The organism is Pseudomonas boreofloridensis (assembly GCF_030580795.1).
GTDB classification, from domain to species: Bacteria; Pseudomonadota; Gammaproteobacteria; order Pseudomonadales; family Pseudomonadaceae; genus Aquipseudomonas; species Aquipseudomonas boreofloridensis.
In genome coordinates, this window is record NZ_JAUQOQ010000010.1 from 93,862 (window position 1) to 120,163 (window position 26,302).

At 65.5% G+C, this 26,302-nt stretch carries 22 protein-coding genes; 7 read left to right on the top strand and 15 right to left on the bottom strand.

Annotation, left to right across the window (positions count from 1 at the left end; translation table 11 throughout):
* Positions 1-5: 5 nt before the first annotated feature.
* Both Q6A47_RS13990 and Q6A47_RS13995 read left to right on the top strand, forming a co-directional pair.
* Positions 6-1,067, top strand: coding sequence for an HlyD family secretion protein (locus tag Q6A47_RS13990; RefSeq protein ID WP_304484595.1), 1,062 nt, complete (start codon positions 6-8; stop codon positions 1,065-1,067).
* Positions 1,064-2,497, top strand: coding sequence for an efflux transporter outer membrane subunit (locus Q6A47_RS13995; RefSeq protein WP_304484596.1), 1,434 nt, complete (start codon positions 1,064-1,066; stop codon positions 2,495-2,497). The genes Q6A47_RS13990 and Q6A47_RS13995 overlap by 4 nt, the downstream gene beginning before the upstream one ends.
* A 21-nt stretch (positions 2,498-2,518) precedes the next feature.
* On the opposite strand, the gene Q6A47_RS14000 is transcribed toward Q6A47_RS13995, so the two are convergent.
* The 15 genes from Q6A47_RS14000 to yaaA form a co-directional block, all read right to left on the bottom strand.
* On the bottom strand, positions 2,519-3,331 hold the full coding sequence (locus tag Q6A47_RS14000; RefSeq protein WP_304484597.1) for an SDR family oxidoreductase: 813 nt from the start codon (positions 3,329-3,331) through the stop codon (positions 2,519-2,521).
* Positions 3,332-3,361: 30 nt separating this feature from the next.
* Entirely contained in the window at positions 3,362-3,826 is a 465-nt protein-coding gene (locus Q6A47_RS14005) for a hypothetical protein (protein ID WP_029615254.1), read from the bottom strand.
* 373 nt (positions 3,827-4,199) lie between these two features.
* A complete protein-coding gene (locus Q6A47_RS14010) occupies positions 4,200-5,654 on the bottom strand; it encodes a mannose-1-phosphate guanylyltransferase/mannose-6-phosphate isomerase (RefSeq protein ID WP_295487420.1) in 1,455 nt (484 codons plus the stop codon).
* Positions 5,655-5,687: 33 nt separating this feature from the next.
* On the bottom strand, positions 5,688-6,335 hold the full coding sequence (locus Q6A47_RS14015) for an alginate O-acetyltransferase AlgF (protein WP_039579947.1): 648 nt from the start codon (positions 6,333-6,335) through the stop codon (positions 5,688-5,690).
* A gap of 17 nt (positions 6,336-6,352) precedes the next feature.
* Entirely contained in the window at positions 6,353-7,510 is a 1,158-nt protein-coding gene (locus tag Q6A47_RS14020) for an alginate O-acetyltransferase (RefSeq protein WP_304484598.1), read from the bottom strand.
* Between the two features lie 9 nt (positions 7,511-7,519).
* Complete coding sequence (locus Q6A47_RS14025; protein WP_116889038.1) at positions 7,520-8,980, bottom strand: MBOAT family O-acyltransferase; 1,461 nt, start codon at positions 8,978-8,980, stop codon at positions 7,520-7,522.
* 178 nt (positions 8,981-9,158) lie between these two features.
* Positions 9,159-10,262: a mannuronate-specific alginate lyase gene (locus Q6A47_RS14030; protein ID WP_304484599.1), complete on the bottom strand. Its 1,104-nt coding sequence runs from the start codon at positions 10,260-10,262 to the stop codon at positions 9,159-9,161.
* Between the two features lie 7 nt (positions 10,263-10,269).
* Positions 10,270-11,712 carry an alginate O-acetyltransferase gene (locus Q6A47_RS14035; RefSeq protein ID WP_304484600.1) on the bottom strand — a complete coding sequence of 481 codons (1,443 nt, stop codon included), beginning with the start codon at positions 11,710-11,712 and terminating at the stop codon, positions 10,270-10,272.
* A gap of 13 nt (positions 11,713-11,725) precedes the next feature.
* Complete coding sequence (algG, locus tag Q6A47_RS14040; RefSeq protein ID WP_304484601.1) at positions 11,726-13,282, bottom strand: mannuronan 5-epimerase AlgG; 1,557 nt, start codon at positions 13,280-13,282, stop codon at positions 11,726-11,728.
* Between the two features lie 18 nt (positions 13,283-13,300).
* The gene (locus Q6A47_RS14045) at positions 13,301-14,776 is read right to left on the bottom strand and encodes an alginate export family protein (RefSeq protein ID WP_304484602.1); all 1,476 of its coding nucleotides are present in this window, start codon (positions 14,774-14,776) and stop codon (positions 13,301-13,303) included.
* Positions 14,773-16,299, bottom strand: a complete 1,527-nt coding sequence (gene algK, locus Q6A47_RS14050) for an alginate biosynthesis TPR repeat lipoprotein AlgK (RefSeq protein ID WP_304484603.1) — start codon at positions 16,297-16,299, stop codon at positions 14,773-14,775. Before algK ends, Q6A47_RS14045 begins: the two co-directional genes overlap by 4 nt.
* 11 nt (positions 16,300-16,310) lie before the next feature.
* A complete protein-coding gene (locus tag Q6A47_RS14055; RefSeq protein WP_304484604.1) occupies positions 16,311-17,477 on the bottom strand; it encodes an alginate biosynthesis protein Alg44 in 1,167 nt (388 codons plus the stop codon).
* Between the two features lie 35 nt (positions 17,478-17,512).
* Positions 17,513-18,994, bottom strand: coding sequence for a mannuronan synthase (gene alg8 / locus Q6A47_RS14060; protein WP_039579927.1), 1,482 nt, complete (start codon positions 18,992-18,994; stop codon positions 17,513-17,515).
* A 63-nt stretch (positions 18,995-19,057) separates the two neighbouring features.
* Positions 19,058-20,374, bottom strand: coding sequence for a nucleotide sugar dehydrogenase (locus Q6A47_RS14065; protein WP_304484605.1), 1,317 nt, complete (start codon positions 20,372-20,374; stop codon positions 19,058-19,060).
* A 917-nt stretch (positions 20,375-21,291) separates the two neighbouring features.
* Positions 21,292-22,071 carry a peroxide stress protein YaaA gene (gene yaaA, locus Q6A47_RS14070; RefSeq protein WP_304484606.1) on the bottom strand — a complete coding sequence of 260 codons (780 nt, stop codon included), beginning with the start codon at positions 22,069-22,071 and terminating at the stop codon, positions 21,292-21,294.
* Between the two features lie 134 nt (positions 22,072-22,205).
* On the opposite strand from yaaA, the gene Q6A47_RS14075 reads away from it, so the two are divergent.
* The 5 genes from Q6A47_RS14075 (at position 22,206) to moaE (ending at position 26,301) form a co-directional block, all read left to right on the top strand.
* A complete protein-coding gene (locus tag Q6A47_RS14075; protein ID WP_304484607.1) occupies positions 22,206-23,333 on the top strand; it encodes a polysaccharide deacetylase family protein in 1,128 nt (375 codons plus the stop codon).
* A 303-nt stretch (positions 23,334-23,636) separates the two neighbouring features.
* Complete coding sequence (locus Q6A47_RS14080) at positions 23,637-25,031, top strand: PhoH family protein (RefSeq protein WP_039579916.1); 1,395 nt, start codon at positions 23,637-23,639, stop codon at positions 25,029-25,031.
* Positions 25,032-25,133: 102 nt separating this feature from the next.
* Positions 25,134-25,604, top strand: a complete 471-nt coding sequence (moaC, locus tag Q6A47_RS14085; protein WP_039579913.1) for a cyclic pyranopterin monophosphate synthase MoaC — start codon at positions 25,134-25,136, stop codon at positions 25,602-25,604.
* Complete coding sequence (locus Q6A47_RS14090; RefSeq protein WP_029614993.1) at positions 25,604-25,849, top strand: MoaD/ThiS family protein; 246 nt, start codon at positions 25,604-25,606, stop codon at positions 25,847-25,849. Before moaC ends, Q6A47_RS14090 begins: the two co-directional genes overlap by 1 nt.
* 2 nt (positions 25,850-25,851) lie before the next feature.
* Positions 25,852-26,301: a molybdopterin synthase catalytic subunit MoaE gene (moaE, locus tag Q6A47_RS14095; protein WP_039579911.1), complete on the top strand. Its 450-nt coding sequence runs from the start codon at positions 25,852-25,854 to the stop codon at positions 26,299-26,301.
* Position 26,302 lies beyond the last annotated feature (1 nt).

The following is a 26,302-nucleotide window of genomic DNA, read 5'->3' on the forward strand; positions in this document are numbered from 1 at the left end:
CGAAAATGACCCACACGCGCAAGACACTCATCATCGCGGCGGTGCTCGCCGTGGCCCTGCTGGCCGCCGTGGTCGGCCCCTGGCTGCTGGGCAGCGACCACCAGCAGCGCACCAACGACGCCTACGTCACCGCCGACTACACCGTGGTCGCGCCGAAGGTGGCGGGCTTCGTCAAGCAGGTGCTGGTGGAGGACAACCAGCAGGTCAAGGCCGGTCAGTTGCTGGCCACCCTCGACGCCCGCGATTACCAGGCCGCGCTGGATGCCGCCCAGGCCCAGTTGCTGGTGGCCAAGGCGCAGAGCCTGGATGCTCGCGCCACACTGGATCGCCAGGCGGCGCTGATCGCCCAGGCCGAGGCGGCGGTGAAAGCGGCGCAGGCCGAAGTCGGCTTCGCCGACCATGAAGTGACCCGCTACAGCCGCCTGGCCGAGCAGGGCGCCGGCACGGTGCAGAACGCCCAGCAGGCGCGCAGCCGGGTCGACCAGGCGCGGGCACGGCTGGCCAACGCCCAGGCGGCGCTGCTGGCCGCGCGCAAGCAGGTGGACATTCTCCAGGCCCAGGTCGCCAGTGCCGACGGCCAGCTCAAACGCGCCGAGGCCGGGGTGGAGAAGGCCGAGCTGGACCTGTCCTATACGCGCATCGTCGCGCCGGTGGACGGCATGGTCGGCGAACGCGCGTTGCGCGTGGGCGCCTACGTCAATCCAGGCGCGCGCTTGCTGTCGGTGGTGCCGCTGCAGCGGGCCTACGTGGTGGGCAACTTCCAGGAAACCCAGCTCACCCACGTCCAGCCGGGCCAAGCGGTGCGCATCAGCGTCGACACTTTTTCGGGCGAAACCTTGCACGGGCGGGTCGAGAGCATCGCTCCGGCTACCGGCGTGACCTTTGCCGCCGTCAAGCCCGACAACGCCACCGGCAATTTCACCAAGGTGGTGCAGCGCATCCCGGTGCGCATCGTCTTCGATGACGACCAGCCCCTGCGCGAGCGCCTGCGGGTGGGCATGTCGGTGGAGGCGACCATCGATACGCAGGATGACGGCCTCGCCGGTAAACAGGTGAGCGCACGATGAGCCGCCAGCCAGCCGTCACCCTGTTACTCGTCGCGCTGCTCAGCGGCTGCACCCTGGGCCCGGACTTCCAGCGCCCCGACAGCCAGGCGCCGCAGCAGTGGGGCGCCGTGCAAGGCGAGCAGGCCGCCAGCCAACCCCTGGCCGAGCCGCTGCAACAGCGTTGGTGGGAGAGCTTCCACGACCCGCGCCTGAGTGCCCTGATCGAGCAGGTGGCGGCCCGCAACCTGGATTTGCAGATGGCCAGCGCGCGCCTGCTGCAGAGCCGGGCGCTGCGCAGCAGCGTGGCCGCCGACCAGGCGCCGTCGGTGGCGGCCGAGGCCGGCTACAGCCGCTCGCGCAACAGTGCCGAGGGCCTGAACGATCCGTCCGGCAACGCCGGCAAGTCGGCCTACAACCTCTGGCAGGGGGATCTGGTGGCCGGCTGGGAGCTGGACCTGTGGGGGCGCGTGCGGCGTCAGGTGGAGGCAGCCGATGCCAATGTCGCGGTGGCCGAGAACGACCGCAATGCCGTGCTGCTGGCGCTGCTGGCCGAAACCGCTGGCGACTACATTCAGTTGCGCGCCGTGCAGCACACCTTGCAGATCACCGAGGACAACCTCGACCTGGCCCGGCACAGCCTGACACTCTCCGAACAGCGCCAGGCCGAAGGCGTCGCCACCCGGCTCGACGTGGCCCAGGCCAACGCCCAGGTGGCGATGATCGAGGCGCGGCTGCCGACCTTGCAGGCGCGTCGCGACGACCTGATCAATGCCCTCAGCCTGCTGGCCGCCGAACCGCCGCGCAGCTTGCAGAGTACCCTGCTGGCGCCCGGCGAGCTGCCGGCGCCACAGCAGCGCTTCGCCATCGGCATCCCGTCGCAACTGGCCGAGCGGCGCCCGGACATCCGCCAGGCCGAGGCCCGTCTGCACGCTGCCACCGCCAGCATCGGGGTGGCCAAGGCCGATTTCTACCCGAGCATTCGCTTGTCCGGCAGCGCCGGGTTCCAGTCGCTGCAGCTCGCCGACTTCGGCGCCTGGGATGCGCGGCGCTTCGCCTTCGGGCCGCAGGTGTCGTTGCCGATCTTCGAGGGTGGACGGCTCACAGGGCAGTTGCAGTTGCGCGAGGCCCAGCAACAGGAGGCGGCGCTGAACTACCGCAAGGTGGTGCTCGGCGCCTGGCACGAGATCGACGATGTACTGCGCTTGTACAACGCCAGCCAGTTGCGGCGCGACCATCTGGCCGAAGCGGTGAAGCAGAACCGCATCGCGCTGGAAACGGCGCAGCGTCAGTACGTGGAAGGGGCGGTGGACTTTCTCAACGTGCTGTCGGTGCAGTCGGCGCTGCTGGCCAGCGAAGAGCAGTGGATCGACAGTTCGGCGGCGGTGTCGCAGGCGTTGGTGGGGCTGTACAAGGCGCTCGGTGGCGGTTGGCAGGCGTTCGATCTGGGTTGAGGTCGAGCGCCGCCGCGCAGCTTACAGCGGTCGCAGCAAGCCGAAGCGCTTGCGCAGCACCCAGTCCAGCAGCCGTCGCGGCAGCCACCGGGCAATCAGCGGCAGTGCGCTGCTGCCATTGCCCAAGCGCACCAGCGCCGGCACCGGCGAGCGCTGGGTCGCGGCCAGCAGCCCTTGGGCGAACACGCTGGCCGGGGTCGGGCGGTCCTGCGAAGCCCGCGCCCGTGCCTGCACCTGTTCGCGCAACGGCCACCATGGCGAGTCTGCCGCCAGCAGCTGTTCGACCGAGTGCTGGGCATGGTTGGCGAACTGCGAAGCGATGGCCCCCGGCTGCACCTCCATGACGCGGATGCCGAACGGCGCCAGTTCCAGGCGCAGAGCATCGCTCAAGGCGTGCACCGCGGCCTTGGACGCGCAATAGGCCCCGGCGAACGGGGTGACTAGCACGCCGGACACGCTGCCGATGTTCACCACCAGGCCACGGGAGCGGCGCAGCAGCGGGAACAGCGCGCGGGTCACGCCGACCAAGGCGAACAGGTTGGTTTCGAATTGCTGGCGCAGCGCCTCGACACCGCCGTCGAGCAGCGGTCCCATGGCGCCGTAACCGGCATTGTTGATGAGGATGTCGAGGTGCGGCAGCTCTTCGGCCAGGCGGTCGAGGGCCTGGGCGTCGTTGACATCGAGCTGGCGGGCGCTGAAGCCGGCCGCGTGCAGGCGCTGAACGTCGGCGTCTTTACGGGCGGTGGCCCAGACCTCGTGGCCGGCATCGCGAAAGGCGTCGGCCAGGGCGCGGCCGATGCCGCTGGAGCAACCGGTGATGAGCACGGTAGTCATGGTCAAAGCCTTTAGTTGGGGCAGGTCGGATCAATTGGCGAAGGTGCCTTGCAGATGCTCGGCGCGAAACTCCAGGGTTTGCGGCCGATACCCGGCGCGCAGCGGCGGCAGCGGCAGGCAGTCGTTCCACTCGGCGCCGGCCTGCAGCTCACCCGGCCCGCGATAGCGCGGCGCAGCGTAGGTGTTTTCAGCGAGGTTGACGGTATCGCCCGGCGCATAAGCGCCCACGCGCCAGCGCAGTTCGCTGAGCGGGGCTTGGTTGGCGTTTCTCATGCTGACGTGCAGCGCCCGATCGGCAGGACATTGCCCAGGCGCATAGCTCAGGCGAATGTCCAGTCGCGCCAGTTGCGAGGCTTCACGACTGTCCTGCCAGACCACGACCAGGGCGACCAGCCCCAGTCCGCACAGCGCCGCCAGCGAAATCGGCAAGGCCTTGCCCGGATAACGCAGCAGCAGCACCAACCAGGTAAGGATGAGAAACGCACCGATGATCATGACGTGCCCAGGCCTTCGGAAAGCTACAAGCTACAAGCTTGTAGCTGCAAGCGGCAAGCGGCAAGCGACAAGAAAAAGCGGGACGGTGGAGTAGTGCTGTTCACTTGAGGAATGCTGGGGCTGCTGCGCAGCCCTTTCGCGGCACAAGACCGCTCCCACAACGTCCGCGTGAACCCAGAAACATGGGTTTATACGGCCCCTGTGGGAGCGGCCTTGCGCCGCGATGGGCTGCGCAGCAGCCCCAATTCCAGCTATGCACATCTTGAGTGAATCGCGTTAGGACGGTGGTGAGCGCTCGATTTCGAATGCCCCACCGCCCCGCTTTTACTTGCCGCTTGTAGCTTGCCGCTCAAAGCTGGCCGTAGGCCCAGGCCTACTGCGCGATCGTCTTGACCGAGACGCCGCGTTCGACCGGGGTGGAGGTGCGGCCGTAGACGTCCTCGAAGCGCTCGATGTCATCCTCGCCCAGGTAGCTGCCGGACTGCACCTCGATGATCTCCAGCGGAATCTTGCCCGGATTGCGCAGGCGGTGCACCGACGCGATGGGGATATAGGTCGACTGGTTCTCGGTCAGCAGGAACACGTTCTCGTCGCAGGTCACCTCGGCAGTGCCGCTCACCACGATCCAGTGTTCGGCGCGGTGGTGGTGCATCTGCAGCGACAGGCTGGCGCCGGGCTTGACCGTGATGTGCTTGACCTGGAAACGCCCGCCCATGTCCACCGAGTCGTAGGAGCCCCACGGACGGTAGACCTCCAGGTGATTCTGGGTCTCGCTGCGGCCCTGCTCGTCCAGGGTGTTGACCATCTGCTTGACGCCCTGGACCTTGTCCTTGTGGGCAATCATCATCGCGTCCTTGGTCTCGACCACCACGATGTTCTCCAGGCCGATCACCGACACCAGCTTGCCGTTGCCATGGATCATGCAGTTGTGGCTGTCCTGCACCACCACATCGCCCTTGGTCACGTTGCCGTTATCGTCCTTCTCGTGCACGTCCCACAGCGACGACCAGCAGCCCACGTCGCTCCAGCCGGCCGACAGTGGCACCACGCAGGCGCGCTGGGTCTTTTCCATCACCGCGTAGTCGATGGAGTTGTCCGGGCAGCAGGCGAAGGTGGCCTCGTCGATGCTCAGCGCATCGGCGTCTTCTTCGCTGCGCTCCAGGGTCAGCAGGCAGGTGTCGTAGATGTCCGGGTCGTGCTTTTTCAGTTCTTCGAGGAAGCGGCTGGCGCGGAACAGGAACATGCCGCTGTTCCAGAAGTAACCGCCGGCGCGGACGAACTCGTTGGCGCGTTTCTCATCGGGCTTCTCGACGAACTGCGCGACCCGCGCCACGCCCTCGGGCAGCAGCGCATCCTGGCTGGAGCGGATGTAGCCGTAGCCGGTCTCAGGCTTGGTCGCCGGCACACCGAACAGCACCATCTCGCCCCGCTCGGCGGCCACGGTGGCCAGGGCCAGGGCGCGTTGCAGGGCCTTCTGGTCCTCGATCACGTGGTCGGCCGGCAGCACCAGCATCAGCTCGTCGCGCCCTTCATTGACCAGCTTCATCGCGGTCATCGCCACCGCCGGCGCAGTGTTGCGGCCGAACGGCTCCATCAGGATCGCCTGGGTGTCGAGCTTCAGCGCGCCCAACTGTTCCTGGACGATGAACTTGTGGTCCTTGTTGCAGACCACGATGGGGGTGTCCATGCCCTCGAACACCAGGCGCTCGATGGTTTGCTGGAACAGCGTGTGCTCGCCGGTCAGGGCCAGGAACTGCTTGGGGAACTGCTTGCGCGACAAAGGCCACAGACGCGAACCGCTACCACCAGAAAGAATTACCGGGATCATCGTGTTTCTCCAATAGTCGTTGAGAGGCAGGGATCAGTTGCTGGCCACGGGGCGAGTGACCCACACCGGCGACAGGCGGGTGCCGGAACCGGTGACGTACAGCACGGCCGCTTCGCCGCGCTCCAGAGCGACGGGTTTGACGTCGCCGACTTTCTTGTTGCCTTCGAACAAGGCCAGGTTGACCTTGACCGGATTGATCTCGCGCTCGCCGCGCCCCTTGGCCGCCACCGACTTGACCACCTCGGTCTTGCCGTCGGCGGTCTTCAGGGTCAGGGCCTGGTCGCTGAGGTTCTGCACCCGCACCAGCGCCTTCTGCTTGTTCTTGAACGGCGGTTCCTCGACCAGTTGCGGGGTGCCGCTGGCGTTGTTGACCAGGGTGTAGTACTTGTCCGCGGCCAGCTTGACCGGCACGCTCTGGCCGCCCACCTGGGCGGTGTAGTCGCCGCCGGGCAGGAAACTGAAGTCGCTGCTGGCCTGGGCGCCGACCTGCTTGATCTGGGTGTTGCCCACCGAGGCTGCCGTTGGTGCGGAGCCGGCGTTGTACAGGCGCACGAAGGTCGAGCCTTTCGGTGCGCTGGGGCCGTACAGGGCGGCGTCGGCGCCGGCGAAGGCCTGCAGCGATGCCAGGGACAGGCCGGCCGCGAGGGTGAGGGCTTTGGCGATGGATGGCTTGCGAGTCATGTGCGTGTTCCTCTCTTTCAGTGGGTCGTCCGGGTGGACGACAGGGCCAGGTGTGCTTCGGATTGACGGGTGTTCTTCAACTGCGCGATCCACTGCGGATCGAAGCTGCTGAGGTCGGTGCCCATGGGCAGGTAGCGCTCCGGGAATTCCCAGACCACCACCTGCGGCGGGGTGTTCTTGAAGGCGTCGCTCTGCAGGAACTTGAGCATCGGCTGGATGGGGCCATGGCCGTCTTCGGCGTAGTTGGCCACGTCGCTGTGCAGCGCCTGCTGCAGCGCGCCGAGGAAGTTCCAGTGCGGGTTGGCGCTGTAGCTGGTGCCCACCAGCGCGACCGGAATGGACGCGTCGGCGAACAGCGCGTCGTCGCCTTCGCCCTGGGTTTGGGCGGGGCGCGTGGTGCGCTGCTGCAGGGTGTCGGGGTGTGGCAGCAGGTCGCTGAACAGCGGGTCGAGCGGCAGGAAGTTGGTCAGGTCGCCCTTGTACGGCGCGCTCTTGCCCGCCTCGGTGATGTAGGCCTGGGGCTCGGCCTTGAGCAGTTGCTGGCGCTTGACCGCTTCGCCCAGGCTCTGCGCGACCACTTCGGCGCCCATCGGCGTCCAGTGCGTGTCGGTGCGCAGGAACACCTGGCCGCGCGCCTTGGCCTGCTGCAGCGGCGCCAGCAGGTCGGGGGCGAACACGTTGGCCTGGCGCGCCTGGGCGTGGAACTGGTTGAACAGCTCACCGTGCAGGCTGGCCGGCTGTTCCTTGCCCAGGTATTCGGCGTACACCCGCGCTTTGGCCGGCACGATCGCCAGCACCAGCTCGATGTTGCGCTGCTGCAGGGTATCGCGCACGCCACGGATCAGCGCCAGGTTGTCCTGCATCTGCTGGCCGGCGCTGGCGTCGGGCTTGAACTCCTCGTCGCTGAACAGCCACTGGTCACGGCCCAGCACCACGCCGGGACGGCCTTCGTTGAACAGCGTGAAGTCCAGCGCCGCCCACAGGTTGGTGCCCACGCGCTTGATCGGGAACTGTTCGTCGTAGTGGGTCTCGGCGGCCTTGGCCAACTTGCCGTCGAGCAGGGTCATCTGTTGCGTGCGGGTAAAGCCGTCCAGGCCGCCCAGCGACCAGGCGCCCAGGCCGACCAGCAGGCCCAGGAACGACAACGAATAAGTGATGCGAAGTGTCCGGTTCATGTCATCCCCTCAGAACTGGAAGTACAGGAACGGCGAGTAGCTCTGCGCCGAAAGCTTGAGGATCGAGGCAACGAACAGCAGCAGCACCAGGGCGCGGGTCATCACCCGGGTCCAGTCCAGGCTCAGGGTGCCGTCGCCGTGGACCTGCGCCGGCACGCGCGCCGCAATCGGCGGGGTGGCGTTGCGATAGAAGTCGCGCAGGCCGAAGAACGCCAGGCTCAGGTAGGCGACCACCAGGGTGGCCACTTGCAAGCCGGTGAGCTGGGCGCGGTTGAGTTCCGACAGTTGCCACTGGCCGAAGCTGAACATGGCGCCGTACATGCGACCGGCCACTTCCAGGTTCTCGGCGCGGAAGATCACCCAGCCGACCACCACCAGCAGGAAGGTGAAGGCCCACTTGATCGGGTTGAAGCGCTGCGGATTGGTGTCGATGCCCAGCGCCCGTTCGATGGCCAGCCACAGGCCATGCCAGGCGCCCCAGATGATGTAGGTGAAGTTGGCGCCGTGCCACAGACCGCCCAGCAGCATGGTCAGGAACAGGTTGCGGTAGGTGGCCAGGGTGCCTTTGCGGTTGCCGCCCAGGGTGATGTACAGGTAGTCGCGCAGCCAGGTCGACAGGCTGATGTGCCAGCGCCGCCAGAACTCGGTGATCGACTGGCTGATGTACGGCTGCTTGAAGTTCTCCATGAAGCGAAAGCCCATCATCAGGCCCAGGCCGATGGCCATGTCGCTGTAGCCGGAGAAGTCGAAGTACAACTGCGCGGTGTAGGCCAGCGCGCCGAGCCAGGCATCGCCCGTGGTCGGGTTCTGCAGGGCGAAGCAGTGGTCGGCGACCACCGCCAGGGTGTCGGCGATGAACACTTTCTTGATGAAGCCCTGCATGAAGCGGGTGCAGCCTTCGGAGAACTTGTCCAGGGTGTGGGTGCGGTGGTTGAACTGCTCCACCAGGTCCTTGAAGCGCAGCACGGGACCGGCGATCAGGTGCGGGAAGATCGCCACGAACGCGGCGAAGTCGATCAGGTTGCGCGTGGCCGGGGTGTCGCCGCGGTACACGTCGATGATGTAGCTGATCGACTCGAAGATGTAGAACGAGATGCCGATCGGCAGCAGCACATGGGTGAGGATGAACGGTTCCAGGCCGAACGAGGCGATGATCGCGTTGAGGCTGTCGACGCCGAAGTTGGCGTACTTGAAGTAGCCGAGAATCGCCAGGTCCACGCCCACGCCCAGCAGCAACCAGCGCTGGGCAGGTTTGCTGCGCACGCCGGCGGCGCCGACTTTCAGGCCGATCCAGTAGTTCCACAGGGTCACGCCGGCGAACAGCGCGAGGAAGTCCACCCGCCACCAGGCGTAGAAGATGTAACTGGCGACCAGCAGCAGCAGGTTGCGATAACGGTTGCCGCTCAAGTAGTACAAGCCGAGGAAAACCGGCAGGAACAGGAACAGGAACACGTTGGACGAAAAGACCATCCCGGTTCTCCTTTTTATTCACAGCAGCCAGGGCACAGCGCCCCCCAAACCCCCCACGAAAACGCGGCGGATCACCTTGGTCCCTGTGTGCGGGCTTGTCGCGATTGCGTCAGTCGATTCGCCGGTGTTGTCCAGTCGGACGCAATCGCGGGACAAGCCCGCTCCCACAGGGGTCATTTCATTTCTTGCGTTCTGCGTTCGGGTCGTACACCCGGGTCATGTCGCCGCCCATGCGGAAGCTGTTGAACGGCTGCATGCCGTGCTTGCGCTGCTGGGTGTCGCCGACGCACTGGTACAGCGCGCACCAGGGTTCGAGCCAGGCGTACTTGCTGTCGACCTTGAGGTCCTTGAGGTCCTGCTTGACCCCGGCGCGCTCGGCGAAATGCACCGGGTCGCGAGCGCCGGCCAGCACGCCTTCGCCCAGACGCTGCAGGGCGAAATTGTTCTCGCTGCGCAGGTCGACGTCGTTGGCCTTGGCGAAGCTGGCGATCATCGCCAGCGGCGGCAGGGCGTAGTTGTGGTAGGCCAGGGCGCGTTGGCGGCGCTTGATCTCGTTGGGCAGGAAGCCTTGGTCGTCGATCTGGTTGATGCCGACCTTGTATTGCTTGATCGCCCAGTCGAACAGGTCGCGGCGGTCGGTGGCCACGGCAGTGGCCATCACCGACCAGGCCGCCCAGTAGCTGTGGTTGTTGATCTTCTCCAGCGGCAGGTCGCTCCAGTCGCGCACCGTCTGCTCGGCCAGCTTGGCGAACCAGCGCTCGATGCGCTGGGCCTCGGCGCGGTGCGCAGCCAGGGGCTGGGCGCTGGAGAATTTCAGGCGCAGCCAGGAGCCGCTCATGCTGCCCAGCGCCCATTTGCGCATGGACTTGCCGGTGTGGTTGAAGTCGGTGGACTCCAGCGCATCGGCCTCGGCCCAGCGGTCCAGCCAGCCGAGCACGCAGTCGAGCTGCGCCGGGCGTCCGTCGCGCATGTACTGACCGACCATCTTGCTGACGCCCTTCTCCAACGTGGTGATGTCGGCGGTGGACTGGTGGAAGGCTCGCTCGGAAGCCAGGTTCAGGGTGGCCCGGGCCTTGTCCGAGCCTTCGTATTTGCTGCGAAATTGCAGCGCGCCGGTGTAGGGCTTGGGCGCCGGTTCGCAGCGGAAGTTGCCGTCGCTGACCTTGAGCTTCTCGATGCCCTCGTAGTAGCCCTGGGGCGGGACCAGGGCCGCGTGGGCGACGCCGCCGAACAGGGCCAGGGTCAGTAATGCAGGACGCAGGGTGCGCGTGAATGCCGTCATGTTCGCCTCACTGGCCGGCTTGCGCGGTGTGGCGCGCGCTGCCGGCGAAGTTGTTGCGTTTGCAGAGTTTGGCCTCGACCTTCTGGGTGCCGCTTTCCGGTCCCTGGACTTCCAGGGCCAGCAGGTTCTGGCTGGCCCAGTCCTCGTCTTCGCGCATCTGGAAGACGAAGCGCCCGTCGGTGTCGGAGGTCTCCGGTTTCTCCAGCTTGATGTCCTCGTGGCGACCGTTGAGGTACCAGAGGGTGGCTTGCAGCACCTTGACCGACGGATCCTCGAAGCGGATGTCGAGCTGGTGGTTGCGGTTGACCAGGTCCTTGATCACGCCATTGCGACCGTTGACCAGCAATTCGTTCTTGCCGGGCTTGAGCGTGGCGCTGGCGCTCATCTGCGCGGGGCGGTCGTCGCAGCCGTCGTCGAGCAGGGCGAGGATCTGCCGCCAGATGGTTTCCTGGTCCAGGCGATAGAGCGGGGAGAATTCCCAGATCAGGATCTTCGGTGGGTTCTTGTGGAACTCCTCGCTGCCCAGGTACTGGATCATCGAGCCTTCCAGGCCGCCGCCGGGGAAGGCGACGTTGAGCACGTCGGCGCCGATGGCCTGTTCGAGGAAGCCTGCGAAGTTGTAGTTCTTGCCGCTGTGGCTGGTGCCGACCAGGGTGATCTGGGCGTTGCCCGAGTCGCCGAACAGGTCGTCGCCGCCGCTTTCGCCCTTGGGCTCGGTGGTGAACTGGTCCATGTACTGCACCGCGTAGCTGGTGCCGCACAACTGCCCGGCGACGTTGTGCAGGGTGCCGGTCTTGCCCATGCGCCCGGATTTCTGCGTCTCGAATTCCTTGCGCGGGATGCCCTCGAACGCCGGCATCTGGTGCACCGTGTCGGCCACGATGCGCGCCGCGCGCTGGGCGCCGTAGGGCGTCCAGTGCTGGTCGCCGCGGAAGTAGAAGTCCTTGCCCTGGTCGGCGGCGGCCAACTGCTCGTTGGTCAGGGGCGACAGGTCAGGCACGTTGTAGCCCATCTTCGCGAAGCGCTGCAGCATGGCCTGGTAGTTGTGCAGGGCCTTCTGGTAGTCGAAGGCGGCCTTGTCTTCGGGCTTGAGCATGTTGCGGTTCACCAGGCCACGGGTGGGCTGGTACACCACCACCAGTTCGATGCCGCGCTTCTTGAACGCATCGTGCACCTGCTGCAGGCGCTTGTAGCCGCCGGGGGTGGTGTCGAACTCGGTGCGCAGGTCTTCGCGGGTACGGAACAGCCAGTCGCCCTGGGCCTGCACCAGCGTGGTGAAGTTCTGCTGGTAGCGGGTCACGTAGCGGCTGGCGTCATGCGCCTCGGGGCACAGCTGGCAGCAGGGCTCGGCGCTGAAACTCGGCGCCTGCACCTGCTCGGCGCGCACGCCCTGGCTGATGGCCAGGAGGGCGGCGGACAGGCCGAGCAGTTTGATCAAGTGTGGGGTCATGGTCTGGGCTTCCTTAATCGATCATTTCGCTCTGGCGCTCGACCGGGTCGATCAGCACGGCCTTCTGCTGGCGCACCAGCAGGTCGAGGATTTCGTCCTGGCGCTCGCCGAGCACGCCGTTGAGGCTGATGCCGCTGGACTTGCGCGGGGCGAGCATGGCCACCTTGTACAGCTCCACCGACAGGGGCGAGTCGATCGACAGCGGGCCGGAGCCGTTGGCGGTGAGTTCGCCGCCGACCACGATCAGCGAGACCTTGGCGTCGAAGGGGTCCAGGGCGATGTCGCGGTCGGTGTCGGTGAGGTCCTTGATGTGGCCGTAGACCCCGACCAGGCCATTGGCCATGGCGATGTTTTCGTACAGGCGGATGTTCACGCTGTTGCGCACGCGGATGCCGTGGCGGCGGTTGTTGATCACCTGGTTGCCCCAGATCAGGTTGTCGCCGCTCTCGTAGAGGGTGATGCCGTCGGTGTGGTTGCGGTAGATCTCGTTGTAGGCCACCAGGTTGTTGATGCTGTTGCGGTCGATCACCACGCCCGAGAGCTTGTTGTCGAAGCTCTTGTTGTTGATGATCCAGCTGTCGTTGACCTCACGCGAGACGATGATGCCGTGCTTCTTCTGGGTGCCATGCACGGTGTTGCCAGCGATGATCAGGCCGTGCGAGCGGTCGTGCGGGTCGATGCCGTAGACGATGTTGTCGCGGTAGGTCGAGTCCTTGATCACGAAGCCCTGGGTCTCGTAGCAGTAGAAGCCGTACCACATGTCGCTGAACTCGGAGCCGATGATCCAGCCGGTCGGTTCGGGGCGGCCCATCTGCTTGGCCATGTTCGGCGTGTACTGGGAGATGCTCACCCCGTAGGACTTGGACTTGGCGTAGCCGAAGCTGGCCATCTTGCTGTTGACGATGTAGGTCTCGGTGCCGCCCCAACTGAGCAGGAACGGGCGGAATTCCTTGGGCGAGCGGAACGTGGCCGGGCCGTTGTCCTTTTCCCGCCAGCCGGTGACCTGGGTGTCGCGCACGAACAGCTTGCCGTCGTTGATCAGGAACGCGCCGCCCTCCTGGGACAGGCGCAGTTCCTTGACCTTGCCGTCGATCTCCAGCACGCCGTGGCGTCCGACCACGATCGGCAGGCGCGCCAGGTACACGCCCGGCGCGGTTTCGCGCAGGTACTGGGCGGGCACTTTGCGGCTCAGTTCGGTCAGGTCGACATGCCCGTCGTCGACGAAAATCGCCTGGGGAATGCCGTGTTGGCGCTGGACCCACTCGGCGGCCTTGTTGTCGCCGCCGATGAACTCCTTGAGTGCCTCTTCCTGGAGCATGCGGCGCACGCTGACCTTGCCCTTGTGGCGACGGTCGATCTTGCGCTGCACGGCCTCGGCGGTGTAGCCGGAGAGGTCGGGCAGCGTCGGTGGGTCCATCTGCAACGGTTCGCTGGGCGCGGCGGCCACGGTGTAGGTCTTGGCCTGTTGCAGCCCCTTGGCGGTGAGCGCAGGTTCCGCGGCGGCCACACCGCAGGCCAGCAGCAGGGCGCTGGCCAGCAGGCTGTGGCGAAGGTTCGGGTGCAGGTTCATAAAAGTCCTTGGCCGGCCTTAGAAGCGCCAGATCACGTCGACGAAAGCGCGGTGCATGTACGAGTCCGCTTCCTTGCCGTAGGCATCGCCGGGCTTGAACACGCCGGCGCGCAGGCGTACCAGCGCCGAGGGCTCGTCGATCGACTGGCTCAGCGAGGCGGGCAGCAGGCCCTGCTTGAAGTACTTGGTCACCACCACGTCCATTTCCTGGCCCAGGTCTTTCTCGCCATTGACCAGCGGACGGTTGATGCCGTCGTCGTTGACCACCGCGTTGATACCGCTGGAGCCGATGTTCTGCTCACCGTCCACGCGCCAGAACTTGTGGTAGATGAAGCTGGCGTCGTAGTCCTCGCGCAGTTGCCAGGAAGCGAACAGGGTGGCTGCCTGCAGGTTGCCCAGCTCGCCACGGAAGGCTTCGCCGAAGCGGTGCACGCGCGAGCGGGTGCCGGTGAAGTTGGAGCGGTTGCTTTCAAGGCCGGTCTGCTCGAAGTTGTTCGAGCCGTCGCTGCCGCCGCCGCTGCCGCGGGCATAGGCCGCGCCGACCTGCCAGTTGGGGTCCAGGCGCAGGCGGATGCCCAGGTCGGTGGCCCAGGCGTTGACGTCGCCGCTGCGGGTGCCGGTGGCGACCTGCTCGTCGCCCACCAGTTGGCTGCTCAGGGTGTCGCGGTTGCCGGTCAGCCAGGTCAGGCTGCCCCAGTAGTTGACGGTATGGTCGTTGCGCCAGTTGTAGGCATCGCTGTTGGCTTCGAGGCCCAGCCAGGTGAGATCGCCGGTGCGGGTCTTGTCCAGGGCATCGACGCGCTCGCCAGGGTTGTTCAGGCTGCCGCTGTCGTGGGTGTGATGGGCGCGCAGGCCGACCCAGTGCCCGGGCGTCCACTGGGTGGCGACGTTACCGAAGACATGGGTGCGGTGCTTGTCTTCGGGGGCCAGTTCGGTGAGGTCGGTGCGGTATTCGCTGAAGCGCTGCGCCACGCCCAGGTCGGCCTTGAGCAGGGTGGTGTCGAAGCTCCAGTTCAGCGCCTCGATGTTGGTGTCGCGCCACATGCCGTCGTCGCTGCGCAGGCGCTGGCGACCAAAGCGCAGTTGCTCGCCGGGGTAGGGCGTGAAGCCGCTGTAGCCGACCCAGAACTCGCGCAGGGCCAGGTAGCTCTTGTCCGGCTTGCGGCTGTCGTCGCCGGTGTCCACGGCGGTGCCGTCGTCGTTCTGGCGCAGGGTGTCGGTTTCGATGGTGTCGGTGGCCGTCACGGCCTGGCCCATGGCATAGGCGCTCCAGTTACCGCGCTCGCCGTAGACCCAGGGGCGCAGGTCCAGGCCCAGGCCGTTGACGTCGCCGCCGGGACGGGTGCCCAGGTCGCGGTCGTCTTCGGACTGACCGGTGACTTTGACCTCCAGGCCGAAGTTCTTGGCGGCGGTTTCGGCAGCCAGGGTCGGCAGCGACCACAACAGGGCGAAGCTCAGGCCGATGCCGGCTTTCACGAAGGGGTTGAGCGTCATAGCGAATCCTCGGCGTCTGCGTCGTTCTGGTCGTTGCCGTCCTGCAGGGCGTCCAGGGCCAGGCTGCTGGTGCTGGCCTGGAGCATCCCGGCCCGCGCGGTCTTTTCCTGCTCCAGCAGGCGCTGGGCCTGACTGCGCTGCTCGGCGTCGAGCTGCGGTTCGAGCTGTTGCAGCAGCTCGCTGGACTGCTCAGTGGGGTTGAGCTGGGCGAGCTGGGCGAATACCCAGGCGTTGCCCGGATTGGGACGGATGCCGTGGCCTTCGCTGTACAACTGGGCCAGGGCATAGTCGGCGCTGAGCTGACCGCCACGGGCGGCGCTGAGCAGGTGATCGACCGCCTTCTGCGGTTCCACCTGACCCAGGTAGCCACGGCGGTAGAGCTGGCCGAGGTAGTAATGGGCACTGATTTCGCCGGCATCGGCCGCAGCCTGCAGGTGCTGCTCGGCCTTGTGTGCATCGGCCGGCACCTGCTTGCCTTCGTAGTACAGACGGCCCAGCAGCAGGTCGGCGCGCGGCTGTTCGGCGTCGCGACCTTTGTCGAGGTAGGCCAGCAATTGCTCGGTGTCGCCCAGCTCGGGGAAGTCGTAGAGCAGTTGCGCCAGGCTCACCCAGGACGCGGGGTTGTTCGGGGCGACGGATTCGAGCAGGGCCTGGGCGGTCTTCTCGTCGGTCTGGCCGAGGCTGCGGTCGGCCAGCACCCGGGCGACGCTGTCGACGCGGGTGGCCGGCACCGTGCCACGGGCGTGGGCCGACTTGAGCTGGTCGAGCAGGGCGGCCTGGCGGTCGCTCTGGCCACGCTTCTGGTAGACGGTGGCCAGTTCCACGTAGCAGACGTCGGCGGCGCTGAGCGCGGCCTTGCAGATCTGCTCGACGTCGTCCAGGTGCTGGTCGTAGCTGCCCTGGGTACGGTACAGCAGCACCTGGGCCAGGCCCGCCTCGGGGTTGCCGTCGGCGCGCCACTGGTCGATCTGGCGCTGGGCGTTGATGTCCGGGAAGCTCTGCGGGTATTGCAGGTAGAGCATGGCCAGCGGAATCAGGGTATTGCCCTCGCCTTGCTTGGCGGCGAGCTTGAGCAGGGTTTCGGCTTCTTCGCGCTCGGCCTGGGTGCTGCCGGGCTTGGCCACCAGCAGGCGGCCCAGACGTGCCTGAGCCCGCGGCGAGGTGGCGGCGGCCGCGCGGTAGGTGGCTTCGGCCTGTTCGAGCTGCGCCGGATCGCGGCTGCCGACCTGGATATCGGCCAGCCCCACCTGGGCATCGCTGTAGCCCAGGTCGGCCAGGGCCTTGTAGTTGGCCTGGGCGGTGGCGGTGTCGCCGCGTTTCAGCGCTTCGTTGGCCAGGCGCTGGTCGGGCAGGCCGGCGCAGCCGGCCAGGGCGATGGCGGCGGCCAGGGCACACCAGGCCAGTGGGCGGGCGCTGGGCGCCCGATCGCGGGACGAGCCCGCGCCCACAGCGCTCGTCTCCAGCGCCGTACCGGTGGGAGGCAGCATCGCCGCCACCGAAGAAACACCGTTCAAAGGCTTCATCCCCGGTCCCCTTACAGCCCGCGCGCCACGGCGCGGTCGATCAGCCAGTCCATCGACGGACCACGGTCGCTGTTCACCGAGGCCGGACGCCCGGCCAGCTCTGCGGGCAACGCGCCGTCAGGCTCGATCTGCACGCGGATGTCCGAGGCCAGGTTGTCGGTGTCCAGGCTGCTGCTGCCGACGATCACGCCGGTGCGCACTTGGTCTTCGCCAGCCACCTGGAAGTTGACCCGGGTGCCGGGCTTGACCTCGTCGAACTGGCGATAGCTGAAGCGTGCTTCGACCGTTGGATTGGTGGTGCGCGGGATCAACTGGTACACCGGCTGGCCTTTGCTGGCGTACTGGCCGTCGTCCACCAGTTGCCGCGCGACCACGCAGTCGCAGGGGCTGGTGAGGGTGCCGGAGAGCTGCTTGCCGAACAGCTCCTCGACCTTGGCCGGCTCCAGTTGCGAGTCGTCCAGGTGGCCCTTGAGCAGGTCCAGCATGCTGGTGTTGAAGGTGGCCAGCGGCGCGCCCTTGCCGATCTGCGCGCCGGTCTGCACCAGACCCTGCAAGCTGCCGTCGCGGGGCATGGTGATGGTGGTGGTGGGCACGGCGACCACCCCGGCTTCGGCGTGGCTGACGAAGTACAGGCCGTACAGCGACTTGGCGACGAAGCCGAAGGCGGCGATGCCGACCACGAACACGCCGAGGGTGACGCTGACCGCACGCAGGCGGGCGAAGGGCGACAGGCCGGAGCCGGCGTCCTTCTGCTTGCGCGCCTTGGTGAAGTTGTCGCGCTGCAGGGTACTGAGCACGTCGCCGACGCTGATCAGCTCACCGGACAGGTGGCTGGTGATGATGTGGCGCAGGGTGGCGATGTCGCGCGGTTCCAGGTTCTGGAACTCGGCGCCGATGCGCCCGCTGCTGGTGTCGCTGGAGCGCACCAGCAGCTCGACGTCCATCGCCAGGCCGAGGTTGTCGACCACGAACTGCAGGCGGCCGCGCAGCAGTTCGCCGACCGGCAGGGCGCGCTTGGCATGGAACGACAGGCCGCCGGCGGACAGGTCGTCGACCTTGACCTCCTGCTGCTGGCGCTCGCCGTCGAGGTAGCGCAGCTTGGCGGGAATACGCACGCGAGCGTGCTGGCGCTGGGCCTCGGACTCATGCACGACGTTGACGTTGACAGCGTTATTCATGGCGATTTGTTCCTTTGCATCGATCCGGGTTGGGCTCACACGACCATGAACAGCACAGCGACGAAGATGCTGGCCGCCGAGAAGGTCATGGTCCGCGAGGACCAGGTGTTGAACCATTGTTGAAAGCTGGCGAGGTCACGCTTGAGGGCCGTCGGCTGACGGGTCCAGGACTGCTTGTCGAGGCGGAAGAACACGTAGATCTTCATCAGCGCGCCGACGATCTGGTTGTAATAGAGGATCAGCGGGTAGGCCGGGCCGACGCTGTGGCCCGAGCACAGCAGCATGATGGTGAGGATCAGGCGGGTGATGCCGATCCACAGCAGGTACACCAGCAGGAACTGCAGGCCGAACTTGAAGCTGGCGATCAGCGCCACGGTCAGGCCCAGCAGGCTGGTCCACATCGACACGCGCTGGTCGAACAGCACGATGCTGGTGAACAGCCCCAGGCGCCGCAGGCCCAGGCCCAGGGCGCGGGAGTTCTGCCGCAGGTTGTTGCCGTACCAGCGGTACATCAGCTTGCGGCTGGCCTTGAGGAAGCTCTTTTCCGGCGGGTGTTCGACCGTGTTGATCGCCGCGTCCGGCACGTAGAAGGTGTCGTAGCCCAGGCGCATCAGGCTGAACCAGCTGGACTTGTCGTCGCCGGTGAGGAACTTGAAGCGGCCCAGGCGCCAGTGCATCAGCGAGTCGCTCTCGACGTCGGCGATGAACTCGGGGTTGGTGACCACGCTGGCGCGGAACATCGACATGCGCCCGGTCATGGTCAGCACGCGCTTGCTCAAGGCCATCGAGCACATGTTGATGTGGCGCTGGGCGAAGCGCAGCTTGTGCCACTCGCTCATGATGTAGCCGCCGCGCACTTCGCAGAATTCGTTGGTGGTCAGGCCACCGACGTTGGGGTAGAGCTTGAACCACGGCACGGTCTTGCGCACCACGCCTTCGGCCAGCACGGTGTCGCCGTCGATCACCGCCACCACGGCGTTCTCGTCCGGCAGCGAGCGGGAGATGGCGCGAAAGCCATAGGCCAGGCCGTCACGTTTGCCGGTGCCGGCGATACGCACGAAGTCCAGGGCCACGTGCTCGGGCGGGTTGTACTTGGCCCACAGGCTCTTGACCAGCAACTCGTCGGACTTCTCCACCAGCGAGCAGACCACGGTGGTGGGGTAGCCGCAGTCGATCGCTTCGCGGATCACCGAGCTGTACACCTGGGCGGTGGTCAGCGCATCGATACGAAAGCTGGTGACCATCAGGTACACGTGCGACGGATCGGCGGCCTTGCCCAGCTTCTGCACCTTGCGGCGCAGGTAGGGGTAGACCAGGTACAGGAAGATCATGCCGCGGATGAAATGGGTGGCGCCCATGGAGTAGCGCCAGATGCCGACAGCGCCGACCAGGAAGATGAAGTGCTTCGATTGCGAGTCGAAGATATCGCTGGGCAGGGCCAGGGCGATCAGCATGAGCAGGCTCATGAAGAGCAGCCATCCGGCGCACTGCAGCAGCACTGTCTGGAGCCTTTGCATGTTCAGCATCCGTCGCGAGAAATCGGGAAAAGGCGGGGCCGGGTGGCCCCGCGTCGGGCTGGCTTACCAGCAGATGCCTTCGGTGCGGCTGGCGGTGCTGGTGGGCTTGCTCATAAAACCGACCAGGTCGATCACCTGCTTGCCTGCCGGGGCCTGCTGGGCGAGGGCGCGGAACTGCTCGTCACGGTTGCCCAGGACGATGATGTCGGCGCCGTCGATCACCTGCTGGAAGTCGGCGTTGAGCAGCGAGGACACGTGCGGGATCTTCGACTCGATGTAGTCTTTGTTGGCGCCGTGGACACGGGCGTACTCGACGTTCTGGTCGTAGATGTTCAGCTCGTAGCCCTTGCCGATCAGGCGCTCGGCCAGTTCCACCAGCGGGCTTTCGCGCAGGTCGTCGGTGCCGGCCTTGAAGCTCAGGCCAAGCAGGGCGACCTTGCGCTTGTCATGGCTTTCGATGATGTCGAAGGCGTTCTGCACCTGGGACTCGTTGCTGCGCATCAGCGAATCGAGCAGCGGTGCTTTCACGTCGAGGCTGGCGGCGCGGTAGGTGAGGGCGCGCACGTCCTTGGGCAGGCACGAGCCGCCGAAGGCGAAGCCAGGGCGCATGTAGTACTGCGACAGGTTCAGGGCCTTGTCCTGGCAGACCACGTCCATCACTTCGCGGCCATCGACGCCCACGGCCTTGGCGATGTTGCCGATTTCGTTGGCGAAGGTGACCTTGGTGGCGTGCCAGACGTTGCAGGTGTACTTGATCATCTCGGCCACTTCGATCGGCTTGCGGATGATCGGCGCGTCGAGCTCTTCGTAGATGGCTTGGAGCACGTCGCCGCTGGCGCTGTCCAGTTCGCCGATGACGGTCATCGGTGGCTGGTCGTAGTCCTTGATCGCGGTGCTTTCGCGCAGGAACTCGGGGTTGACCGCCACGCCGAAATCGACGCCCGCCTTCTTGCCGGAGCAGTCTTCCAGGATCGGAATCACCACGTTCTTCACGGTGCCCGGCAGCACGGTGCTGCGCACCACGATGGTGTGGCGGCGGGTGGTGTCGCGCAGCACATAGCCGATCTCGCGGCACACCGATTCGATGTACTCAAGGCCCAGGTCGCCATTTTTCTTGCTGGGGGTGCCGACGCAGATCATCGACACGTCGCTGGCGCGGATCGCTTCGGCGAAGTCAGTGGTGCCACGCAGTCGGCTATTGGCGATGCCCTGTTGCAGCAATTGCTCCAGGCCCGGCTCGACGATGGGCGACTTGCCCTGATTGATCAGGTCGATCTTGGTGGTGGACACGTCCACGCCGATCACTTCATGACCGCGTGCCGACAGGCAACCTGCACAGACGGCACCTACGTAACCCAAACCAAAGATGCTGATACGCATCGTATTCACCTCGTGTGTATATCGCGCCGGTTCTTTCACAGAACCGAGCCGGGTTGATTGACCTGCTCTTGCAGGCGCACGGATCCATGGCGAAGTGACACTTCACCGGGCGCAGGCATGAACGAATCCGGAGCGCATACTGCAGTGCGCTCAAACTTGGCAATTAAATGGCCAGTAATTAAAAGGCGTGCCCTTGAATGCAGCCGTCTTTATTGCAACGCCTTATGCGGTGCGTTGCTGTGCTTGTTCTTTCAAGTGAGTAAATCCTTTGAAATCAACCACTAGGACGAATAGTAAGGGGCGCGTCTCTCCTTCTTGGACCGGCCGCTGGGTATACCCGAAGCGGTAGCCGAAGTTGTCGGGGCCGGCAGTGGAAACCGGCCTTAAGTTAGCTGTAAGTCATCTCTCACGTTGCACGCTGGTGAATCGTTACGGGTGGTATGAGCGGTGCTCGGAAGGTAAGTTCCGGGGTGGGTTCGACGCAGATGAAAGATTTCTAAATATTTTTTCAATGATAAATACTTTCATTCTGATGGCACGGTCCGGTTTCGTCCCGATATATAAAGGGGCAAAACGAGGTGGGATGGTTATATGCCAGCATCGGAAATTTTTTTTCAAAAAAAGTCGGAAATTTACGAGTGGTCGTTCATGAACCTAGGCCACAGACAGGGTTGATGGTTTTTTGGCGACCATTTTTTGGCGTTCCTGGTGTCGAATTTTCGCTGAGCTGACGACGACCACAGACGGCTGCATTTGACCGCCGGGTTTTTGTGGCTTTCGTGACCAGGGATCGAGGCTCATTGTTCGTGACGATACGTGGACCTCCCGCAGGTGACGGGCGTGCAGGTCCAAGGCCTGGAGGCGGGGTGGGTGTGGGTCACCGATTAGCCCCGCCTGGGAGTGGCGGGGCGGTGGGGTCAGGGCTCGGGCTGGTCGCGCAGGAACACCAAATGGTCTGGCCGCGACTGCTCGGCACTGTAGTAGTAGCCCTGGACGTCGAAGCCCTTGAGCTGCTCGGGGTCGGCGATGCGCTCCTGGATCACGAAGCGGCTCATCAGGCCACGGGCTTTCTTGGCGTAGAAACTGATGATCTTGTATTGGCCGTTCTTCAGGTCCTTGAAGTCGACGTGGATCACCCGCGCCTTGAGCGCGTTTTTCTTCACCGCACCGAAGTACTCGTTGCTGGCCAGGTTCAGCAGCAGGTCATCGCCCTGGTCGGCCAGGGCCTGGTTCAACCATTCGCTGATGCGCGTGTCCCAGAAGGCGTAGAGGTCCTTGCCGCGAGCGTTTGCCAGCTTGGTGCCCATCTCCAGGCGATAGGGCTGCATCAGGTCCAGCGGACGCAGCAGCCCGTACAGGCCCGAGAGCATGCGCAGGTGCTGCTGGGCGTAGGCGAAGTCGTCTTCGCTCAGGCTTTCGGCGTCCAGCCCGGTGTACACGTCGCCCTTGAAGGCCAGCAGCGCCTGCTTGGCGTTGCTGGGGGTGAAGTCGGCCGTCCAGCTACCGAAGCGGGCGGCGTTGAGGCCGGCGAGCTTGTCGGACAGGTGCATCAGTTCGGCGATCTGCGCCGGCGAAAAATCGCGCAGTTGCTCAATGAGGATCTGCGCATGATCCAGGTGCTGGGGCAGGGTATGACGCTGGGTGACGGGTGGGGTGTCGTAGTCGAGGGTCTTGGCGGGGGAAATCACCGTCAACATGGGGTCGGCTCCTGGAAAGGTTGGCGTGATTCTACGGGGGCCTGCGCTGGCGCGCCAAACTATGCCTGCCATAGGCACAGACCATCGGCGGCTGTGACGCTATAGTGCGTCAGTTCATTTTGCGGAGACTGCTCGTGCGCATCGCCCTCGCTCTTCTGTTCGCGCTGTTCGCTACGGCGGCGCAGGCCGCCCCGCCGCTGGCGGTCAGTTTCGACCGCAGCCTGTGGCCGGAACAGCTCGACAGCCCGGTCCTGTTCGATGTGGCCTCGCGGGCGCAGATCCTTTCCTTCGCTCAGGTGCTGCATGAAAGCGAGATGCTCGATGAAGGCAGCCTGGCGGCGCGTCTGGGGCTGCGCCAGATCAACCTGTCGGTGGTGCGCGCGGTGCGGGCGCGGATGTGGCAGCGCCTGTGGGAGAACTACCAGCAGGCGCAACTGAGCTGCGAGGAGGATGCGTCGTTCTGCTACGCCGTGGACTCGATGGCGGATCTGCGCACGCGCTCGGCGACCTTCGCCAGCGAGGTGGGCGAGTTCTACCAGGGGTGGGTCGAGCCCAGTCATCGCTTCAACCAGCGCTACCTGGACGAGCAATTGCGCAAGGCCGCGCTGTTTCCGCAGACCAGCAGCGAGGTCGAACGACTCTCCAGCCGCGAGCGCAGCGGCGACGAGCTCAACGATCGGGTGTTCCTGCTGACCTTCGCCGGAGGCCCGGGCCCGGTGGGCAGCAGCAGCGATACACTCGCCGACTACCTGCGCCGGCAGAAGCTGGGCGGCACCTTCTTCGTGCTCGGCAGCCGCGTGCAGCAGCGCCGCGACGCCAGCCAGGGCGCGGATGTGGCGAGCTTGTACGCCGGGCAGTGCGTGGGCATCCAGGGCTGGGAATACCGCTCGCATGCCCAGTGGCAGGATTGGCAGGACTCGCTGCGGCGCAGCCAGGCGCAGGTGCAGGCGCTGATGCCCGAGCAGTATGTCCCCCTGTTTCGACCACCCTATGGCCAGCGCCGCGCCGATGGCGAAGGCTTCATGACCGCGCAGGGGCTACAGGTGTCGTTGTGGGACATCGATGCCCAGGACGACACCGCGCTGGACGCCGAGCAATCGGCCCAGCGCGTGCTGACGCTGATGCTGTTATGGCGCAAGGGTGTGATCCAGTTCCATGACAGCCAGCCCAAGGCCCAGCCTGCGCTCGACTGGCTGCTGCAGCACACGGCGCAGAGCGGTATCGGCTGGGAAGACTGCCACGCCTACGCGACGGCGCGCTGACGGTGGTGCAGGAGAAAAAACGGCTCCATCCCTGACTGTAGTCGTCGTTGCGCATCACGCCAAGGGCGCTTCGTCATTCAGCAAAATAAACTTCATGTGCGCGTAAAAAGTCTTTTTTCCGTCACGCTTTTTGCGGTATGAAGGAGCCAGACAGCCGATTCCTGCAGCACAGGTGGCGTCATCCAGGCCCTCCTTCTGCCAGGTGCGCTCCCCGCCCGTAACGACGCGGATACGGGGAGAACGGCGGTCACTCTGCGGCGCAGTACGCCTGTGCCGTCCTGCTTTCACATAAGGTGACCGAGTATGGATGACCAAGGACGCAACCCTTCCTCCAACAAGCCCATCCTGTATGTCCTCGATACCAACGTCCTGATACACGACCCCAACGCCTTGCTCAACTTCGAGGAGCACCACGTCGCCATCCCGATGACGGTGCTGGAGGAACTCGACAAGCTCAAGACCGGCAAGCAGACCATCGCCGCCGAATGCCGCCAGGCCATCCGCCTGATCGATCAGACCCTGGGCGAGGCCTCGCCCACCGACGTCGAACAGGGCGTGCCGATCCAGCGTGGCAAGAGCGGCCCCAAGGGTTTCCTGTCGATCCTGATGAGTCCGCGCCACGAGCCGTCGCGGCTGCTGCCCGAACACCTGAACGACAACATCATCATCAACCAGTTGCTGGAGCTGCGGGCTCGGCGCGGCGACCTGGACGTGGTGCTGGTGACCAAGGACATCAACATGCGCCTGAAGGCGCGTGCCTGCGGTATCGCCGCCGAGGACTACAGCACCGACCAGTTGGTCGACGACGTGTCGCTGTTGTCCAAGGGCTACCATTCGGTCAGCGGCTCGTTCTGGGACCGCGTGAGCAAGGTCGACACCCGCCAGGAGCGCGGCCGTACCTGGCATCGCGTGCAACTGAGCGAGCCGCTGCCGGCGGTGCACGTGAACGAATTCATCATCGACGAGCAAGGTTTCGTCGGCTGGATCAAAGGGGTGCGCGAAGGCGAATTGCTGCTGCTGGACCTGCACCAGGAACCGTTGCTGCATCAGGAGGCCTGGGGCCTGAAGCCGCGCGACATCCATCAGAGCCTGGCGCTGTTCGCCTTGCTCGACCCGGACATCCACTTGGTCAACCTGACCGGCGCCGCCGGCTCGGGCAAGACCATCCTGGCGCTGGCCGCTGCCATCGAGCAGACCATGGTCAGCAAGCGCTACCGGCGCATCATCGCCACCCGCAGCGTGCAGGGCCTGGACCAGGAGATCGGCTTTCTGCCGGGCACCGAGGCGGAGAAGATGGAGCCTTGGCTGGGCGCCATCACCGACAACCTCGAAGCCTTGCACATGGATGACGAGAGCACCCATGGCAGCGTGGAGTACATCCTCGAGCGCGTGCCGTTGCAGTTCAAGTCGCTGAACTACATTCGCGGGCGCAGCTTCCAGCAGAGCCTGATCCTCATCGATGAATGCCAGAACCTCACCCCGCACCAGATGAAGACCATCATCACCCGTGCCGGCTCCGGCTCGAAAGTGGTATGTCTGGGCAACCTGGCACAGATCGACACCCCCTACCTGTCCGCCACCAGCTCGGGCCTGACCTACCTCACCGAGCGCTTCAAGGACTTCCCCCACGGCGTGCACATCACCCTGCAGGGCGTGCCGCGCTCGGTGCTGGCCGAGTACGCCGAGTCGCATATGTAGCCCCCAACGCCTCAACGCCGGTTCGCCGGCGCTGGGGCGCTTTGCCTGCACATTCGCCCAGTAGCGGTTTACACTCTGCACTCTCTTCACAGGAGCAGAGCAGTGCTGACTCATCTCGATTCCCAGGGGCGCGCCAACATGGTCGACGTCACTGAAAAGGCCGTGACCTCACGTGAGGCCAGCGCCGAGGCGCGGGTGCGCATGTTGCCGGCCACGCTGCGCATGATCGTCGAGGGCGAGCACCCCAAGGGTGATGTGTTCGCCGTGGCGCGCATTGCGGGTATCCAGGCGGCGAAGAAAACCAGCGACCTGATCCCACTGTGCCATCCGCTGATGCTTACCAGCGTCAAGGTGGAGCTGCGCGCCGACGGCGAAGACGCCGTGCACATCCTCGCCCGCTGCAAGCTGGCTGGGCAAACCGGGGTGGAGATGGAGGCGCTGACTGCCGCGAGTGTCGCCGCCCTGACGATCTACGACATGTGCAAGGCCGTCGACAAAGGCATGGTCATCGAGCAGGTGCGCCTGCTGGAGAAGATCGGCGGCAAGAGCGGCCATTACCAGGTGCCTGTGTGATGAAGATCAGGACGTTGTATTTCGCCCGCTACCGCGAGCGGCTCGGGCTCGACGGCGAGTCGCTCGACGGCGATTTCCAGGTGCTCGACGACGTGCGCCAGGCGTTGCTGGCCAAGGGCGGCGCGTACGCGGTGCTGGCCGAGCAGAACCTGATGTGCGCCCGCAACGAGGAATTGTGCCGGCTCGACGAGCCCGTGGAGGAGGGCGACCAGGTGGCCTTTTTCCCACCGGTAACGGGAGGCTGAGCATGGCCATACGGGTTCAGCAGGCCGTCTTCGATGCGGGCTACGAGCTCAATGCCCTGCACGCGGCGAATGTCGGCGTGGGTGCGGTGGTGGGATTCGTTGGCTACGTGCGCGACTTCAATGACGGGCGCGAGGTGGCGGGGATGTTCCTCGAGCACTATCCGGGCATGACCGAGAAGGCGCTGGGCAAGATCGTCGACGAGGCGCAGCAGCGCTGGCCGTTGTTGAAGGTCGAGGTGCTGCATCGCATCGGCGCGCTGGAGCCGGGCGAGCCGATCGTCTTCGTCGGCGTGGCCAGCGCGCACCGGCAGGCGGCGTTCGACGCCTGCAATTTCATCATGGACTACCTCAAGACCCGCGCGCCCTTCTGGAAGAAGGAAACCACCCAGGAGGGGCCGCGCTGGGTGGAAGGCCGCCAGAGCGACCAGGACGCGGCCGAGCGCTGGCAGTAGC

What these genes read in the sequence shown, in the direction of transcription:
- Q6A47_RS13990 (WP_304484595.1), top strand. Translation starts at nt 6, where the DNA reads ATGACCCACACGCGCAAGACACTCATCATCGCGGCGGTGCTCGCCGTG.
- Q6A47_RS13995 (WP_304484596.1), top strand. Translation starts at nt 1,064, where the DNA reads ATGAGCCGCCAGCCAGCCGTCACCCTGTTACTCGTCGCGCTGCTCAGC.
- Q6A47_RS14000 (WP_304484597.1), bottom strand. Translation starts at nt 3,331, where the DNA reads ATGACTACCGTGCTCATCACCGGTTGCTCCAGCGGCATCGGCCGCGCC.
- Q6A47_RS14005 (WP_029615254.1), bottom strand. Translation starts at nt 3,826, where the DNA reads ATGATCATCGGTGCGTTTCTCATCCTTACCTGGTTGGTGCTGCTGCTG.
- Q6A47_RS14010 (WP_295487420.1), bottom strand. Translation starts at nt 5,654, where the DNA reads ATGATCCCGGTAATTCTTTCTGGTGGTAGCGGTTCGCGTCTGTGGCCT.
- Q6A47_RS14015 (WP_039579947.1), bottom strand. Translation starts at nt 6,335, where the DNA reads ATGACTCGCAAGCCATCCATCGCCAAAGCCCTCACCCTCGCGGCCGGC.
- Q6A47_RS14020 (WP_304484598.1), bottom strand. Translation starts at nt 7,510, where the DNA reads ATGAACCGGACACTTCGCATCACTTATTCGTTGTCGTTCCTGGGCCTG.
- Q6A47_RS14025 (WP_116889038.1), bottom strand. Translation starts at nt 8,980, where the DNA reads ATGGTCTTTTCGTCCAACGTGTTCCTGTTCCTGTTCCTGCCGGTTTTC.
- Q6A47_RS14030 (WP_304484599.1), bottom strand. Translation starts at nt 10,262, where the DNA reads ATGACGGCATTCACGCGCACCCTGCGTCCTGCATTACTGACCCTGGCC.
- Q6A47_RS14035 (WP_304484600.1), bottom strand. Translation starts at nt 11,712, where the DNA reads ATGACCCCACACTTGATCAAACTGCTCGGCCTGTCCGCCGCCCTCCTG.
- algG (WP_304484601.1), bottom strand. Translation starts at nt 13,282, where the DNA reads ATGAACCTGCACCCGAACCTTCGCCACAGCCTGCTGGCCAGCGCCCTG.
- Q6A47_RS14045 (WP_304484602.1), bottom strand. Translation starts at nt 14,776, where the DNA reads ATGACGCTCAACCCCTTCGTGAAAGCCGGCATCGGCCTGAGCTTCGCC.
- algK (WP_304484603.1), bottom strand. Translation starts at nt 16,299, where the DNA reads ATGAAGCCTTTGAACGGTGTTTCTTCGGTGGCGGCGATGCTGCCTCCC.
- Q6A47_RS14055 (WP_304484604.1), bottom strand. Translation starts at nt 17,477, where the DNA reads ATGAATAACGCTGTCAACGTCAACGTCGTGCATGAGTCCGAGGCCCAG.
- alg8 (WP_039579927.1), bottom strand. Translation starts at nt 18,994, where the DNA reads ATGCAAAGGCTCCAGACAGTGCTGCTGCAGTGCGCCGGATGGCTGCTC.
- Q6A47_RS14065 (WP_304484605.1), bottom strand. Translation starts at nt 20,374, where the DNA reads ATGCGTATCAGCATCTTTGGTTTGGGTTACGTAGGTGCCGTCTGTGCA.
- yaaA (WP_304484606.1), bottom strand. Translation starts at nt 22,071, where the DNA reads ATGTTGACGGTGATTTCCCCCGCCAAGACCCTCGACTACGACACCCCA.
- Q6A47_RS14080 (WP_039579916.1), top strand. Translation starts at nt 23,637, where the DNA reads ATGGATGACCAAGGACGCAACCCTTCCTCCAACAAGCCCATCCTGTAT.
- Q6A47_RS14090 (WP_029614993.1), top strand. Translation starts at nt 25,604, where the DNA reads ATGAAGATCAGGACGTTGTATTTCGCCCGCTACCGCGAGCGGCTCGGG.
- moaE (WP_039579911.1), top strand. Translation starts at nt 25,852, where the DNA reads ATGGCCATACGGGTTCAGCAGGCCGTCTTCGATGCGGGCTACGAGCTC.